The sequence below is a fragment of the Paraniabella aurantiaca genome (assembly GCF_050309965.1).
Lineage (GTDB): Bacteria > Bacteroidota > Bacteroidia > Chitinophagales > Chitinophagaceae > Niabella.
In genome coordinates, this window is record NZ_JBLOSY010000001.1 from 2,924,496 (window position 1) to 2,941,312 (window position 16,817).

At 41.0% G+C, this 16,817-nt stretch carries 14 protein-coding genes and 1 tRNA gene; 7 read left to right on the top strand and 8 right to left on the bottom strand.

From position 1 onward, the window contains the following. The first annotated feature begins 23 nt into the window (after positions 1–23). Positions 24–1,958 (top strand): LTA synthase family protein, encoded by a 1,935-nt coding sequence (locus ACLOAU_RS12830; RefSeq protein ID WP_427862263.1) that lies wholly within the window; start codon positions 24–26, stop codon positions 1,956–1,958. Between the two features lie 5 nt (positions 1,959–1,963). Here ACLOAU_RS12830 and ACLOAU_RS12835 read toward each other — a convergent pair whose 3' ends face one another. Then, the gene (locus ACLOAU_RS12835; protein WP_427862264.1) at positions 1,964–3,682 is read right to left on the bottom strand and encodes an ArnT family glycosyltransferase; all 1,719 of its coding nucleotides are present in this window, start codon (positions 3,680–3,682) and stop codon (positions 1,964–1,966) included. An 85-nt stretch (positions 3,683–3,767) separates the two neighbouring features. Between ACLOAU_RS12835 and ACLOAU_RS12840 the strand changes: the two genes are divergently transcribed. The 3 genes from ACLOAU_RS12840 to ACLOAU_RS12850 all read left to right on the top strand — a co-directional run bounded on the left by ACLOAU_RS12840 (position 3,768) and on the right by ACLOAU_RS12850 (position 5,551). Further along, positions 3,768–4,280 (top strand): acyl-CoA thioesterase, encoded by a 513-nt coding sequence (locus tag ACLOAU_RS12840; RefSeq protein WP_427862265.1) that lies wholly within the window; start codon positions 3,768–3,770, stop codon positions 4,278–4,280. Positions 4,281–4,319: 39 nt separating this feature from the next. Continuing rightward, a complete protein-coding gene (locus ACLOAU_RS12845) occupies positions 4,320–4,991 on the top strand; it encodes a DUF1003 domain-containing protein (RefSeq protein ID WP_427862266.1) in 672 nt (223 codons plus the stop codon). Positions 4,992–5,080: 89 nt separating this feature from the next. Beyond that, the gene (locus ACLOAU_RS12850) at positions 5,081–5,551 is read left to right on the top strand and encodes a hypothetical protein (protein ID WP_427862267.1); all 471 of its coding nucleotides are present in this window, start codon (positions 5,081–5,083) and stop codon (positions 5,549–5,551) included. Between the two features lie 63 nt (positions 5,552–5,614). Here the strand turns inward: ACLOAU_RS12850 and dapA are convergent, their stop codons facing one another. Continuing rightward, complete coding sequence (dapA, locus tag ACLOAU_RS12855) at positions 5,615–6,499, bottom strand: 4-hydroxy-tetrahydrodipicolinate synthase (protein ID WP_427862268.1); 885 nt, start codon at positions 6,497–6,499, stop codon at positions 5,615–5,617. 209 nt (positions 6,500–6,708) lie between these two features. After that, positions 6,709–7,680, bottom strand: coding sequence for an acetyl-CoA carboxylase carboxyltransferase subunit alpha (locus ACLOAU_RS12860; protein WP_427862269.1), 972 nt, complete (start codon positions 7,678–7,680; stop codon positions 6,709–6,711). Positions 7,681–7,933: 253 nt separating this feature from the next. On the opposite strand from ACLOAU_RS12860, the gene ACLOAU_RS12865 reads away from it, so the two are divergent. Then, a tRNA-Thr gene (locus ACLOAU_RS12865) sits at positions 7,934–8,006 on the top strand. A gap of 60 nt (positions 8,007–8,066) precedes the next feature. Here the strand turns inward: ACLOAU_RS12865 and ACLOAU_RS12870 are convergent. The 4 genes from ACLOAU_RS12870 to ACLOAU_RS12885 form a co-directional block, all read right to left on the bottom strand. Beyond that, positions 8,067–9,305 carry a glutamate-5-semialdehyde dehydrogenase gene (locus ACLOAU_RS12870; RefSeq protein WP_427862270.1) on the bottom strand — a complete coding sequence of 413 codons (1,239 nt, stop codon included), beginning with the start codon at positions 9,303–9,305 and terminating at the stop codon, positions 8,067–8,069. A 355-nt stretch (positions 9,306–9,660) separates the two neighbouring features. Continuing rightward, the gene (proB, locus tag ACLOAU_RS12875; RefSeq protein ID WP_427862271.1) at positions 9,661–10,698 is read right to left on the bottom strand and encodes a glutamate 5-kinase; all 1,038 of its coding nucleotides are present in this window, start codon (positions 10,696–10,698) and stop codon (positions 9,661–9,663) included. A gap of 97 nt (positions 10,699–10,795) precedes the next feature. Continuing rightward, entirely contained in the window at positions 10,796–11,272 is a 477-nt protein-coding gene (locus ACLOAU_RS12880) for a YkgJ family cysteine cluster protein (RefSeq protein WP_427862272.1), read from the bottom strand. Then, entirely contained in the window at positions 11,272–12,183 is a 912-nt protein-coding gene (locus ACLOAU_RS12885) for a sterol desaturase family protein (RefSeq protein ID WP_427862273.1), read from the bottom strand. Before ACLOAU_RS12885 ends, ACLOAU_RS12880 begins: the two co-directional genes overlap by 1 nt. Before the next feature lie 227 nt (positions 12,184–12,410). Between ACLOAU_RS12885 and gcvP the strand changes: the two genes are divergently transcribed. After that, complete coding sequence (gene gcvP / locus ACLOAU_RS12890; protein WP_427862274.1) at positions 12,411–15,281, top strand: aminomethyl-transferring glycine dehydrogenase; 2,871 nt, start codon at positions 12,411–12,413, stop codon at positions 15,279–15,281. Positions 15,282–15,357: 76 nt separating this feature from the next. Here the strand turns inward: gcvP and ACLOAU_RS12895 are convergent, their stop codons facing one another. Then, complete coding sequence (locus ACLOAU_RS12895; RefSeq protein WP_427862275.1) at positions 15,358–15,933, bottom strand: hypothetical protein; 576 nt, start codon at positions 15,931–15,933, stop codon at positions 15,358–15,360. Between the two features lie 355 nt (positions 15,934–16,288). Between ACLOAU_RS12895 and ACLOAU_RS12900 the strand changes: the two genes are divergently transcribed. Continuing rightward, entirely contained in the window at positions 16,289–16,810 is a 522-nt protein-coding gene (locus tag ACLOAU_RS12900) for an N-acetylmuramidase domain-containing protein (protein ID WP_427862276.1), read from the top strand. Positions 16,811–16,817: the final 7 nt, after the last annotated feature.

Below are 16,817 nucleotides of genomic sequence, written 5' to 3' on the forward strand. Positions count from 1 at the left end.
TTAAATTTGCGCTCTTTTTAGGTATGAAAAACTACAAAACTAACTACTACGCAGTCGTTCTTTACCGGTTTATAATGGTACTGTTCCTGTTTTTCTTATGCAGGATACTTTTTTTCTGGCTTAACAGATCTATGTTTCCTGATGTTCATTGGGGAGACTGGCTTAATATTTTAAAAGGGGGAATCAGGTTTGATATTGCAGCTCTGTTCTATTTTGGCGGTCTTCCATTGGTGATGATGTTACTACCAATTCCGGATAAATGGCGTAACAGTAAAGCGTATTTGAAAATAGTAAGGCTCGTATTTTTTATTTTTACAGGTATTGCTCTTCTGCTTAACTGCATCGATTTTATCTATTACAGATTTACATTACGCCGGACGACATTCAGCGTTTTGAAAGAGTTTCAAAATGAAAAAAATGGTTTAAAGCTGGCGAAGGACTTCTTATTGGATTTTTGGTACGTTGTATTGATTTTCGCGGGGCTTATTCTGTTAATGATATGGCTTTATAACAGGGTACAAGCCAGGTTGACTACTTCTCAGTCCAGGCTTAAATATTATCTTACGAGCGCGGGCATACTGGTGTTAACTGTAGTATTGGCGATAGGCGGCATACGTGGTGATTTTAAACATAGTACCAGGCCTATCACTATTAGCAACGCAGGAGATTATGTGAAAAGTCCCAACGAAATCTACCTGGTATTAAATACTCCGTTTACATTTATTCGAACCATGGGCGTGAAAGGGTTGAAAAAAATGGAGTTCTACAAAGAGGATGCACTGGAAGCTATTTACACGCCGGTTCACAGACCTGATCCTGCCAACAACTTTCAAAAAAAGAATGTGGTTTTGATATTACTTGAAAGTTTTGGTAAAGAGGCGGTTGGTTTTTATAATAAGGATTTGGACAACGGAACTTATAAAGGGTACACGCCGTTTCTGGATTCCCTGGCCGGGCAAAGCAAAATATTCTGGAATTCGTTTGCAAACGGTCGTAAGTCGATAGATGCCATACCTTCCTGTATAGCATCCATCCCCAGCGGGTTCAATCCCTTTGTACTGACTCCCTATGTATCTGATACTGTTGGCGGGTTAGCGCATGCCCTGAAAAACGAAGGCTACCATACATCTTTTTTTCATGGCGCACCAAACGGGTCTATGGGATTTGCAGCGATTACCAAATTATTAGGTATAGAGCATTATTATGGGAAAAATGAATTTAATAATGATACCGAGTATGATGGGATCTGGGGGATTTGGGATGAGCCGTTCTTCCAGTTTTTTGATAAAAAGCTAAGCAGTTTTCAACAGCCTTTTTTCAGCACTATATTTTCGGTTTCATCGCACCATCCTTTTAAAGTACCTAAGCAATATGAGGGCGTTTTTGAAAAGGGGCCTTTACCTGTATTTGAGTGTATTAGTTATACAGACATGGCCCTGAGGAAATTTTTTGACAGCGCGAAAACACAGCCCTGGTTTAGTAATACGCTTTTTATTATAAGTGCCGACCATGCTACCGCTATCCATCACAAGGAGTACCAGAATGCCTGGGGTGAATATGCTATCCCTATATTACTGTATGCGCCCGGCGATAATAATATGAAAGGCGTAGCTAATGAAATTATACAGCAAATTGACATCATGCCTACAGTGTTGGGCTATCTCAACTATAATAAACCATTTTTAGCCTATGGCAATAATGTATTAGACAGCACGCAAAGAGAACATCGTTTTGCGTATCAATATTCAGGAGGATATCGCTGGTTCCAGGGAGATTATTTATTAATGAGTGACGGCCAGAAACCGGGCAATTTGTACAATTGGAAGACCGACAGGTTTTTGCAAACCAACCTGGCGCAACAAAAGCCGGATACTTTAGCACTAATTGACAAAAGACTAAAAGCATTTATCCAGCAATATAATAACCGGCTAATAGATAACCAGTTAACTGCCCGATAGATGTCCTAGTTTATTTCAACTGAGTAAAACGGGCTGGCAAAATTACCATAAAGATTCCCGTTCTTTATTGAAAAAAGCAATTTATATCTGCCCGGAGTATCAGGCGTTTTTAAATTAATGGTGAGCGTTTGTTTTTGGTAAGGTCCTAAGATTCCTGAAGTAATTTTGTAGGTTTCTGTTGAATTGATATAATCTGATTTAGCTCTAAAAAAGGCGTAGTCTACCTCCAGGTTATTAAATACCTTAATCTCTTTTAGAGACTGGTTTTCTAATTGGAGACTAATTGGATAAACAGTGCCGCGCTTAAGTTTTTGGGGTAGCTCTTGTTGCGGTTTAACTTTAATGGTATTCACACAGGTGAAATGTTCAATGGGGCGAATCAGTCCCGGATTATATTTGGTATCAATATAAGTAAAAGCCGGATCTTTTTCCCGCGTTATTTGATAATGCCATACTTTTTGACCACTGAGTTCACAATCATTTTCAAGATTATAATTGGTTTTGCGGTAGCTTTTGGTGTTATAATCCAAGGCTTTGGCAGTGGGGAAGTAGTAGGTATACAAAGACGGAAGCACATAGGAATTCTCAAATATCACAGGTGTGTTACCTGCTGCTTTATGCAGCGTTTCTGCCCACTGTTTGCCATAGAAAAACGGGTAATAATGCCGTATTAAAGTAAAGGGCGAATACGGTACCAAAAAAAGAACCCTGGCCAACAGGATGATAATAATATTCGCTATTGCAAACTTCCTTACAAGGCGCTGATATTTATGCGTGCCGTTTATAATAAGCGCCATAAATAACGTCATAAATGATGGTGCAGCTATAAGCGTCCAGTGCGCTTCTACTGTATTTTTAAACGACGATATCAAAAAGAAAATTAAAGTGCCTGCGAAAATGAATAAGTGTGTTCGGAGTAATTGATCTTTTATCTTAAGCCGGTAGCAGGTTGCATAAAATAATAATGAAATAAAGGGACCGAAGACCAGTATCTGCCCCAACAGATAATCGGTAGTGTGGTTTATTTTATAATACCTGGCCAGCCGCTCGTTAAGATGGTAACGGAAGCTGGGCCAATCGTGCTGGTACTGCCAGTAAAGATGTGGCAAAAACAAAAGCGAAGTGATCAGTACAGTTAGCCAGAAATACCTGTTGAAAACTAATTTGTAATTTGAAAGAACAACAAAAAATATCAATAAAATGCCATGGTATTTACTGTAAAACATGCCGGTAATACACAGTGCCATTAAGATGCTGTTGCCAATGCTGCTTTTATTAAGAAAATTTTTATAAGTTAAGAGAAACAGGGATGCAAAAAAAAGGAGCGGAGCATCGGGTGTTGTTATAAAGCTATACACATTTATCAGAAGCGTTGAAGCTGCTATCAGTATATACCATTTGATGTTTTTGAGATAAACGGGTAAGGCTTTATAAATGATCCCGATAGAGAGCGTGGTGACCAATACTGTTCCCAGGCGGGTAAACAAGCTGCCATGGCCGAAGGTTTCTCCAACACGAATTAATAGGGCTACCATCGGGGGATGATCAAAATAGCTCCAGTCTATGTTCCGGGATAAGTGCCAGTAATAAGCTTCGTCTCCTTCAAGGCCCAGGAAACAGGCTTGCAGCATATTTATTATAAACCAACCGGCCATAAAAATATACAATGTTTGGGTCTCCCGCCGGCGATCCGGTTGACCCATAATGCCTGAAGTTGTACTCATGTATGCGTGTTGATATTTACCAGCATTCAAAATGCATGCTGTAAAAATCTGGAATTTGCAGCTACATTTGTAAAAAAAGTATAGAATGGTTAAAAAACCTGCAGATAGTTTGATTGTGATGACAGAATTGGTACTGCCTAATGATACAAATGTTTTTGGAAATTTAATGGGTGGAAGATTGATGTATTGGATGGATATTGCAGCTGCACTGTCTGCACAAAAGCATAGTAATGCGCCTGTTGTTACTGCTTCTGTAGATAATATTTCATTTTTAAACTCTATTAAACTGGGCAATGCCGTGCATATTGAAGCGCGTGTTACCCGTGCATTTAATTCATCGATGGAAGTGTTTTTGGATGTATGGGGTGAAGACCTGGTAACGCAGCAAAAATACCAGAGTAATACAGCGTATTACACTTTTGTTGCTTTAGACGAGCATAGTAGGCCTAAAACTGCCCAACCTATCGAGCCCGAAACAGCGGATGATATGGAGCGTTACAACGGCGCATTGCGTCGCCGCCAGCTGAGATTAATATTAGGTGGTAAGATGAAGCCGGACGATGCCAAAGAGTTGAAGGAACTGTTTGGGAAAGGATAATGATTGAACCGGAAAGAGTTAAACTCTAAATTGTATCTGATGAAAACATTTCGTAGTGATGTTTCGGGTAGAGAATATCCTGTTTCTCAAAAAGTAGCAGGAAGCTCCCTTAACGATAAAATTGTGGATTTCATCCGGCAGGAAAGCCCTGATTTTACAACTAACCATTGCCTGTCCGTAGCCGAGCTGAAAGACTACAGGGAAAGATATATTGTTCACCACCTTTCGGCTCAAACCGGGAAAGTTACCGACCTGGCAAAAAACGTTATGGAGTCAATAGCCGGGGATACTATACTGGCAGATGCCATCGAGGATGAAAACAATTCGGATGCAACCCTGGGGCAAAGAGTTGCTGACAAAGTTGCTACATTTGGCGGAAGCTGGACCTTTATTATTTCCTTTATTGTTTTTTTACTATTATGGATAGGGTTTAATGCATTTATATTGCTTAACAAAGGATTTGATCCTTACCCTTTTATCCTTTTAAATCTTATCCTGTCCTGCCTTGCAGCGTTGCAGGCCCCGGTGATTATGATGAGCCAGAACCGGCAGGAAGAAAAAGACAGGGAACGGGCCAAGAAAGATTATATGATCAATTTAAAGGCTGAGTTAGAAATAAAGCTACTGCACGAAAAAATGGATCGTTTGCTGGCCCTGGAGAACAGGTTGACAGAGCTGTTGATAAAAGCGGAAAATGATGGCAACAAGTGATTGAACGGCAAGAGGCTATCTTTTCTATTGGAATAAATATTACCTTACCGTGTATTGATGGACGCAGGGCATCTTTTAAATAACAGGTTATGAAAAGGGAAATATTGAAAACCACATTTGTTGCCGGCACTTTAGATATATTGGGTGCGTTCGCCTACAATTACATTACCCGTACAACTCCGCCGGATATCATACTGAGATATATTGCCAGCGGACTCTTTGGGAAAACTGCATTTTCAGGTGGTGGCCTGTATCCTTTAATCGGATTAATATGTCATTTTCTGATTGTACTGTCTTGCGTAGTGGTTTACTTTAAATTGTTTCCCCGGGTATCATTGCTGCGAAGAAACATTCTTTTAAGCGCGTTGTTAATTGCACTTGTAGCATGGGGAGTAACTACGCTGGTGATCATTCCTTTAAGTAAAATTGGAACGTCTTCGCCCGGGCTCAGCGCGGCGCTTACGGCTATCGCGATTTTATTTTTCTGTATCGGCTTGCCCATTGCTTTTTTTACGCGGCAGTATTTTAAGCAATCGTATACGAGCCGATATAGGCACTAAAAAATGGTGACAGCAAAGGCCATCACCCTGGTATTATTTATGTCTATTTAAATCTTTTGTTGACTAAATGGCCGCCATCAGCGATTTAATTTTTGCTGCATGAGTATCACTTACAGGCACTACCGGGAGGCGTGCGTTAACAGTGCAAAGTCCCATTTCCTGCAAATATTGTTTTACACCGGCAGGACTGCCTTCGGCAAACAAAGAAGTAATAATATCTGTGAACTTCAGGTGTAGCGGCAATGCCTCAGCGAATTGCCCGCCCAGGCAAAGACGTATCATGTCGCCAAACTCTTTCGGATAAGCGTTGGCTACTACAGATATAACTCCTTGTGCTCCTAAAGCGATCATAGGAAGCGCAATAGGATCGTCGCCGCTGATCAGCATAAACCCAGCTGGTTTATATTTCATGATATAATTGAATTGATCAAAACTGCCTGAAGCTTCCTTGGTAGCAATAATATTTTTACAATCTTTGGCTATTCGTACAGTAGTTTCAGCGCTAACGCTTTGGCCGGTACGCCCTGGTACATTGTACATGATGATGGGAAGTGGCGCTACTGCATCAATTGTTTTATAGTGCTGGTATAAGCCTTCCTGACCGGGTTTATTATAATAAGGCGCTACAGACAGTATAGCATCGTAACCATCCAGATGCATGGTTTGGAAAGCATGAACAACCTCACGCGTATCATTGCCTCCAATGCCTGCCACCAGGCCAATACGGCCGGCTGCTTTCTCTTTTACAAAATTGAAAAGCTCTTGTTCTTCTTCTCTTGTAAGTGTGGCGCTTTCGCCTGTGGTGCCTGCTACAACCAGGTACTCTATCTTATTTTCGATCCAAAAATTGATCAGGTTTTCTAATGTAGGCCAATCAAAATCGCCGTTGGGTGTAAAGGGAGTTACTATTGCAATACCGGTGCCGGTAAGTTTTTGTTGTAAAGACATTTGAGTCTGAAATTTGAGATGATAGGAGATAGTTGACAGATGATGGTTTATATCATATATCTAACATAACATTATAATTGGTTCAGGTCTTGAGTTGAAGTACGCTATTAGCTTTGGCAGATAATCAGTTCCCAACAAGGGTGTCAGTAGGTACGATAGTATTATACCGGTTATCCTATACACTACCATCTGTTATCTGCCATCTGTTACTATACTTCTTCCCAGAAGCCCATTTTGCTAAATTTTTCTATACGAGCCTCAACACGCTTCTCAGGCTTCATATTCTTTATTTCTGCGAGACCCGCTAATATCTGTTTCTTTAAATTTTGAGCGGCCAGTTCATAGTCCCAATGGGCTCCGCCATCGGGTTCTGGTATAATACCATCAATGAGGCCAAACTCTTTCATTTTAGTAGAAGTGAGCTTTAATTGTTCTGCGGCTTTCATTTTATAGTCCCAGCTACGCCAAAGAATAGTGCTGCAGTTTTCGGGAGAGATAACCGTATACCAGGTATTTTCCATCATATATACTCTATCGCCAACTCCGATACCTAATGCGCCACCGCTGGCACCTTCGCCGATGATAATGCAGATTACCGGAACTTTCAAGCGCATCATTTCATAAATGTTACGGGCAATTGCTTCACCTTGTCCACGTTCTTCTGCTTCTAAACCCGGAAAAGCTCCGGGTGTATCTATCAGTGTAATAACGGGCTTATTAAATTTCTCTGCCAGTTTCATCAAACGCAGGGCCTTACGATAACCTTCAGGATTCGCCATACCAAAATTGCGTAACTGGCGCTTTTTGGTATTAGAGCCTTTTTGCTGGCCAATGATCATTACTGTTTGACCATCTAAAGAAGCAAATCCGCCTACCATAGCTTTATCGTCCTTAATATTACGGTCGCCATATAATTCCGTATAATTTTCCGTCATCAGCTCAATATACTTGTGTGTATAAGGTCTGTCCGGATGCCGGCTTAGTTGTACGCGCTGCCAATCGGTAAGATTATGAGTGATGGTCTTACGCGTTTCATCTACTTTATTTTGAAGCTGCTCTATCTGGCTGCCTAAATCAATATCCGTTTTCTTTTCTCGCTCAGTAGTTAATTCAATTTCATCCAATAAATCTTTTATTGGTTTTTCAAAATCGAGGAACTGCCTGTTTGCATTTTGGGGCATAAATCAATGCTTTTATATGAGGCGGCTAAATTAATGATTATTTAGCAATACCCGGAGTTGTAGGTGGATAACTGTAACGGGCCTCTGTTTTAAGAGTCGTTTTGCGACATAGAGAGCCGATGTTTCGATAAATTGTTTAGCTGGCAATGGGATGAAGGCGCATAAAATGAAAAAATGCGACGATAATGGTATCGTATTATTTTTTACTTTATTTTCGCGGCCCGTTTGTAAAAGCAATGCTTTTATATAACAGGCCGAAGTAGCTCAGTTGGTAGAGCAGCTGATTTGTAATCAGCAGGTCGCGGGTTCGACTCCCTTCTTCGGCTCATTAAAAAAGCTGGTAAAATTATTTTACCAGCTTTTTCGTTTATAGGAAACTTTAGAATTTATCTCACTTGGCCGTTACCTTCCAGTATCCACTTTTCTGTTACCAGCTTCTCTAATGCAAATGGTCCACGCGCATGTAGCTTTTGTGTGGAAATGCCTATTTCTGCACCCAGGCCAAACTCTTCACCGTCTGTAAATCGGGTAGATGCATTGGTGTAAACCGCGGCTGCGTCAACTTCAGTAACGAAACGTTCGCAGGCTTTTTTGTTTTTGGACACAATGGCTTCCGAGTGTTTGGTCGAGTATTCCTCAATATGGTCCAGTGCCTCGTCAATATTCTTAACGGTTTTTACTGCACATTTCAACGAAAGGAATTCTCTGCCGAAATCTTCGGGCTTTGCTTGGGTTAAATAGGGGTAACCTTTTAAGTTTTTATAAGATGCAGCATCTGCAAAAATTTCAACCTTGTGTTTTTCGAATACAGGCTTCAGCAATTGAAGAAAATCGGCGGCAATGTCTTTGTCTACTAAAATAGCATCGGCGGAGTTGCAAACCGAAGGTCGGCTAACCTTCGCATTGACAGCTATAGCTACCGCTTTTTTAAGATCAGCCGTCTTTTCTATGTATACATGGCAAACACCAGCGCCTGTTTCAATAACCGGTACCAGGCTGTTTTTACGAACAAAACTGATCAGGCCTTCCGACCCACGTGGAATTAATACATCCAGGTATTTGGTAGCCGTAAACATTTCCTGTACTACTTCGCGTTGAGGTGGTAGCAGGCTTACGGTATTGATATCTAATCCAAACTCTTTTAACGCCTTTTGTATAATGCCAATTGATACCTTGTTGGTATGTTGTGCGTCACTGCTGCCCTTCAATACGCAGGCATTCCGGCTGCGCAAGCAAAGTGCAGCAATATCGTAGGTTACATTGGGACGGCTTTCATAAATAGCGCCTACTACTCCCAGTGATACGGCTACTTTTTTAAGCCGGATGCCATTGGGTAAAGTTCTTTCAGCAAGAATGGTTCCGGTAGGATCGGGGAGCTGCGCAATGTTTGTAATAGCGTTGGCAATATTTTTAAGCCGCTCGCTGTTGAGCATCAAGCGGTCGTTTTTAGGATCGTTTGGATCTTTTGCCGCAAGGTCTTTTTTATTGGCTTTTAAAATAGCCGCTTCATTTTTGAGAATACCATGGGCAATGGCTTGTAACAAGCCTTTTAATTGCTTTTCCGGTAGTTTTTGTAAAGCTATTTTAGCTTTATTGGTTTTTATGAGCGTTGTTTGTATCGACATGTTGATTGTTCTTAATAATATATATCTTTTACAAAAGTAGGAGTGATTTGTTTTGTTCTCCAGTATATTTACCAGGGGCTAGGAAGATTGAACAGCGTTCTATTCAATTGGGCTAATACCTTTCCCGCTGATATCGTTTTTCGAAGTGTCTGCTTCGTTTCAATATCGGCTACCGGAGGCAGCCTGGCAAATTGTTACACGGTATTTTGGAATTGAAGTTGCTCATTTCAAATAAGAGTAATTTTTACACTCGTTTTTACAATGAGAGTAAATTTCTTCATTTTTTGCCCTCGTTCAAAAAACGAGGATGTTTTTTACCCTCGTTTTTTTGCCCGTTTTCTGTGAAATTTTAATATTAAACCAGCACTATATCGTTAGCATGTGCAGCAACAACATTTTTTTCCTTGAGTTGCTTCTTTAATTCAGTACTGCTTAATTTAGTTTTGGCTATACCAATAATGATATCATCTTCGCTCATTAACTGCACCACTTCACCAATAGCGAAACTACCTTCTATGCCAGTAATGCCTACAGTTAATAAGCTCTTTCTTTCTGCTACCGCTTTTACGGCTCCCTTGTCGAGCTTGATATTGCCCAAAGTGATAGAGCCGCTGGCCAGCCATTTCTGCCTGTTTTTTAAATTGGATTTTTGCGCATAAAACCAGCTTCCTGTTTTTTTATTTAAAGCGTCTGTAATCGGAGACGCAGATTTCAGTCCGCACATAATAACATTAATACCCAAATTAGTCGCCAACCTGGTGAAGGTTAATTTAGATAACATGCCTCCCAAACCAAATTCAGATTTTTCTCCCTTTTTAACCAGGCCCAGCACATCTTTATCTATGGCTTTTATTTCCGGGATGATCTTTTTATCACCGTTTAAAAAGCCGCCCACAGAAGTACACAGTACTAATGTCTCGGCATCGAAAGCAATAGCCAATAAGGTAGCCAGTTCATCGTTGTCTGAAAACTTCAATTCGAGATCACTGATTACATCATTTTCATTCACAACCGGAATAACATTATGAGACCAGAATGTTTTGAAAGTATCGCGCAACTGCAGGAATTGCTTACGGTTACTGAAATGCGATCGTTCACACAAAGCCTGGGCTACGGTAAGCCCGCACTTTTGGAAATAACTTCTGTATAGTTGTATTAATATGGGGTTTCCAATGGCTGCGGCTACCTTCCGCTGCAGCAACGTGCCTTTATAACCCGACAAATACTTTTTACCGCTGCTAACAGCTCCGCTACTTACCAGAACGATCTTATAATCTTTGTGGAGATTACCTATATCGGTTACAATCTTTTTAATAACGGCTTTATTAATATTGCCATTTGAGTTGGTTATTACAGCAGACCCCAACTTTATCACTAAAACCTTTTGCCTCATAAAATTGAAATGTATGCAAATTTAGTGTACTACATCAAAATAGACGGAATATCAGGTGAGTACAGGACAGAAAGTTTAGAAAAGAAGCGGAGCCGTATTACTGGATCAGTTTTTCGAGTACATAGTAGGTTATAGGGCAGAACTCGCTGTTTTTTAAAGTAAGGGATTGGCGTTTAATCAGCACATCTTCATCGGTATACGGAAAACGGGCACAGTCGGAGGGACGTTCGTCGTATATATTGCAGGTATTGTCTGCCGCGAGGAAAGGGCAGGGGGATGATTTTACTACAAAATCTCCATCTTCATCCACACGGAGATAGGTGTCTATAAAAACGCTTTCCTTCATGCCCAGGTATTTTGAAATGCGTTTTACATCCGGTGTTTTAAAGCGGGGAGAATAATTTTTACAACAGTTAGCGCAGGTAAGGCAATCTACATGTTCAAAAGCTTCTTCATGAAGGGCGGGTAAAGCTTTCAACACTTTATTCTTGTCGGCCCTTTTTAGAAACTGTTGGTACTGTTTACGATGCTCTTTCGATCTTTTTTCCCAGTTCTGAAGTATATCCTTTCCCATTATTGATTGCTTTGCTCCAGCTCTTCCTGTTGTCTCATTTGTTCGCTGGTTTGACGGCTGCCATTATGGCTCCACCCGGGAGGTCCAAAAAGATAACCCAGCTTTTGTTTAAAAGTCAGATTTTTTTGTTTCAGATCTCTAAAGATATTGATCCATTCGTAAAATACAATGGTAAATGCATTCTCTTTTTCCATAGGAGTGGTAAGGCCATATTTAATAGGCTGGTACGATTCTGCAGGCAGCTCCTTTTGAAAAGTACCAAACATTTTGTCCCAGATGATCAGGAACATGCCCATGTTTTTATCGAGATATTTGGGATTGGAACCATGATGTACCCGGTGGTGTGAGGGTGTAACGAAAATGTATTCCAGGAATCCAAGATTACCTACTTTTTCGGTATGTATTAATATCCCCCAAATCTGGGTAGCAGAGTACACAAAAGCAATATCTATCGGATGAAATCCCAGCCAGGCGATTGGGATAAAGTACACAAAGCGATACAATGGCTCTAAAACTGATGACCTGAACCCTACTGTGAGGTTAAACTTGGGAGAAGAGTGGTGGGTGAAATGGGTAGCCCAGAATAAACGGCATTCATGATCTACCCGGTGTAACCAGTAATACATAAAGTCCTGGAACACTAACAGGGTAACCCAATATACCCATGGCGTTTCAATAGGTTCCATCAGCCGGTGGTTATAAAAGAACAGCAATACGATCCCGATGTATACAGAACGAAATGCGAGATCCAGTCCTCCATTTAGTAACATCAGGTAAATATTTTGAACTGTATCCTTAAATGTGTAGGTGTTCTGTTTTTTTAAATGGCTAAAAATCAGTTCTATGCCTATTACGATAATATATAAGGGCGTAGTTAGTAGAATTAACAGTTGTTCTTTGGCTGTATCCATAATGAGCGCAAAGATAAACAAGTTTATATTTTGGTATTCAGGCCACCTGCTAGCGGTTATATAGATACAAAACAAATTACTTATGCACATGTTATATATGTTGTGATTATGGTCAATCGTATGCACAAAAACAGCTGATAAATAACCATTACCTTTGCACATCCTCCGAAGGAGCCTAAGGAAAGTTCTTTGCACCTTCGGGCAAAAAAATTAATTTCTACCACACTATGAGTATTTTAGAACTCCAATCAAAAGAGTTTGCAAAAAGGCATATCGGGCCTAATGAGACTGAAACCCAAAAGATGTTACATGAGGTTGGGTTTAGCGATTTGGATGGCTTGATCGGGAAAACGGTGCCCTCCGGCATCCGGATGAAAGCAGCCCTTCGCATTCCCAAGGCCATGAGTGAGCATGAGTATTTAAGGCATATCAAGAATGTCTCTCTTAAAAACAAAATTTTCAAGAACTATATCGGGCAGGGATATTATGGTACGATCACTCCTTCGGTTATTTTGCGCAATATTTTCGAAAATCCGGGCTGGTACACACAGTACACTCCATACCAGGCGGAGATTTCGCAGGGTAGATTGGAAAGTCTTTTAAACTACCAGACCTTAGTGAGCGACCTGACGGGATTGCCGTTGGCTAATGCTTCTCTTCTGGATGAGGCTACAGCTGCTGCTGAGGCTATGGCTATGTTTTTTAACTTAAAAAACAGGCAGGATCATGTTGAAAGACCGCGTTTCTTTTTGGATGCGGCAACTTTCCCCCAAACAAAGGACGTAATTTATACAAGGGCTATTCCTTTTGGGATTGAAGTGGTTGAAGGCGATTATAAGTCGGCAACTATTGATGAAACCTATTTTGGCGCGCTGGTACAGTATCCCAATAATATCGGTAGTATCGAGGATTACAGTGGCTTTATCAGTGCTGTCCAGCATATTGGCGGGCATGTGGTAATGGCAACAGATCTGCTGGCGCTTACTTTGTTAACCTCTCCCGGAGAGTTAGGTGCCGACGTTGCTATTGGGTCTGCCCAAAGATTTGGCGTGCCATTGGGTTATGGAGGTCCGCATGCAGCTTTTATGGCGGCAAAAGATGATTTTAAGAGGGTAATACCCGGTCGTATCATTGGTGTTAGCGTGGATGCTGAGGGTAACAGAGCGCTACGCATGGCTTTGCAAACCCGCGAACAGCATATAAAAAGGGAAAAAGCTACTTCAAATATTTGTACTGCACAGGCTTTACTGGCCAATATGGCTGCCATGTATGCGGTTTATCATGGTCCGGCAGGGTTGAAAGCTATTGCCGAAAGAATTGCTGTATATGCGCAAACGGTGGCTGCGGAAATAGAGGCGCGCGGTTTTGAACTGGTGAGCGAATATTTCTTTGACACTATTGTAGTGAAAGCTTCAGATGTAGCTGCTATAAGGCAAAAGGCCGAAGCACAGAAGATCAACTTTAGGTATATTGGTGACAACCTGGTGGGAATTTCTATTGATGAAACCATCATTGTGGAAGATCTTTTTGATATCATTAACTGCTTTGAAAATGATACAGATCCTGTTGCGTTTGATATTAATGCAGATTCGGGTACCTATCGTCTTCCGGCAGCATTGATCAGGAAATCTTCTTACCTTACCCACCCGGTTTTCAATACACATCATAGCGAAAGCCAGATGATGCGTTATATCAAATACCTCGAAAACAAAGATCTTTCTTTAAATACCTCGATGATATCCCTGGGAAGCTGCACCATGAAATTGAATGCCGCAACACAGATGATGCCTTTAAGCTGGTCACATTGGGCCAGTATCCATCCTTTTGTTCCCGTAGAACAAGCTGGTGGTTATAAGGAGTTAGTGGATAACCTGAGTAAATATTTATGTGAGATTACAGCTTTTGATGCCTGCAGTTTACAACCTAACAGTGGTGCGCAGGGCGAGTATGCCGGTTTGCTTACAATAAAAGCGTATCATGAAGCGCAGGGCAAGCCGCATAGAAATGTAATGTTAATCCCTATATCGGCGCATGGTACCAACCCGGCATCAGCTGTTATGGCCGGTATGAAGGTGGTGGTAGTAAAAGCTTTGGAGAACGGTTATATTGATGTAGAAGATCTGAAAGCTAAAGCAGCACAACATGCGGAGAACCTGGCAGGTATCATGATCACTTATCCAAGTACTTACGGGGTTTATGAAGAAACGGTAAAAGAAATTAACCAGATCGTACATGATCATGGCGGGCAGGTATATATGGATGGGGCTAATATGAATGCCCAGGTGGGTTTAACAGCTCCAGGACTGATCGGTGCAGATGTTTGTCACCTGAACCTGCACAAAACCTTTGCTATTCCGCATGGCGGTGGCGGACCTGGCATGGGACCTATTTGTGTAAAGGAACACCTGGCTCAATATTTACCTGGTCATGTTTTTCAGGGAGATAATGGTTTACAACATGCTGTATCCGCAGCTCCTTATGGTTCCGCATCCATCTTATTGATTTCCTATGCTTACATTATGATGCTGGGAAGCGAGGGTGTAAAATCAGCCACCGAATATGCTATATTGAATGCAAACTATATGCGTTCGAGATTGGGTAAGCATTATGATATATTATACACAAATGATAACGGACTTTGTGCCCATGAATTTATAGTAGACCTGAGACCTTTTAAAAAGACAGCACAAATAGAAGCTGAAGATGTGGCCAAACGCCTTATGGACTATGGTTTCCACGCACCTACGATGAGCTTTCCGGTGCCAGGAACTATTATGATTGAGCCTACAGAAAGTGAAGACAAGGCTGAGTTGGATCGTTTTTGTGATGCGTTAATTAGTATCAGGGAAGAAATTAAAGCGATAGAAGATGGAGTAGCGGATGTGAAAGACAATGCGCTTAAAAATGCTCCTCATACGCAGCAGGTGGTTACTGCTAACGAGTGGAACCATAGCTATAGTCGCCAGGAAGCTGCATTTCCACTTCACTATGTGGCCCTTAACAAGTTCTGGCCGTCTGTAGCCAGGGTGAATAATACCGTAGGGGACAGAAACCTTATTTGTACCTGCGAGCCTACAGAGATGTATGCAGAAGCGTAGTATAAAAGAGTATTAAAGTAAAAGCCAGGTTAGATCTTATATCCAACCTGGCTTTTTAGTATTGTAAAAAAAGATTTTATTGTTTTTTTCCCTCAATGGAAATGGTAAAGGCTTTGCTCGCCTCGTTGAAAAAGAAGTTCACAATATCGGCATTAGCGGTTTGAAATTCCAGGGCAGCTCCCGAAGAAGTGTTGTATTGTAGGTAATTATACAGATCTTCTTTCGTTTTACTGCTGCGGTTTACGCCTCCGTCTGCATCAATGGCGTAAAACTTTGAGAGTGGATACTTTGCACTTAACAAATTATCAAAATACTGAAAAGTGTTTTTGTAAGTACCGTGGGTGCCAATAGTTGCTTTGATCTCAATTTTCGTGATAATGTCATTGTCTTCCGACAATTCACATACAAAATTGGGGTTGGGAGACTCCTTGTCTAATACGGGTACTGTGGCTTTTTTATGGCCCAGTGAATCTGTAATAACAATATTAGTGTTTGCAAATGCAGACTGAAGTGTGTAATATTTCTTGCCGATAAATCCTACCAATTGATCAATATCCAGTTTGAGAGGCTCTTTTTGTTCGGGGGTTATGTCTGTTTTGCCACACGAAGCCAGCATTACAATTACTGCAACAAGTGATAGCAAATTCTTCATCTGGTTTTGTTTGGGGTATAAGAAAGTTAATTTGAGATTGCTCAGCAAATGTAACACTACAAAAGCTTTTGGGCTCAATTTAACATATCAAATTTTGCTCCAATTGTTATTTTTTGAGCTTTTAACTTTTTGTTGGCTGAAAAAAGAAAAAAACATTTTTACGCTGCATTTTTATTTACGTGGTTTTTAGGGACTTAAAAAACAGACTCATTGTAATGTGTTTTAGTAGAAGGAAAACCATAATGGCGGCATAGTTTTCGCTGTAATCAATGCTTTCTAAACCTGCTCACAAGGGGAGTATGCATTAATGACAATTGGAGGGTTAACAGACTTAGATTTATCGAAAGCAGCTGCTATGTTAAGTTGCGAAATAGCAATCATAAAGACTATCATCGATTTGGAAGGTAGCCGGGAAGGTTTTTTGTCTACCTATGAACCGTTGCTTTGGTTTCACAAGGATGTTTTTTCGCGTCGGACGCAAGGTGCTTACGATAGGGTAGCTCCGGATATTTCACATCCGGAACCGGGTGAATTTGGCCCCGCATCAATTCAACATGAAAGATTGCACAAGGCCGCCTGGCTGAATCGTAATGCAGCCCTGATGTCGGCCAGTTGGGGAAAATTCCAATTAATGGGGTATAATTATGCCCTTGCCGGATATTTTTCATTGCAGGATTTTGTAAGCGCTATGTACAAAAGCGAAGGAGAGCATTTATCAGCCTTTGTACAATACCTTAAAAACCTTTCGCTGGATGAGGATCTGCGCAATAAAAACTGGGAAGCATTTGCTTTTAAATATAAAAGCCCTGAAGACAGGAATGCTTATATTCACAAACTCAAAGAAGCTTATCAAAGCTATGCTGAGGCTGGGTCCTGATTGTTAC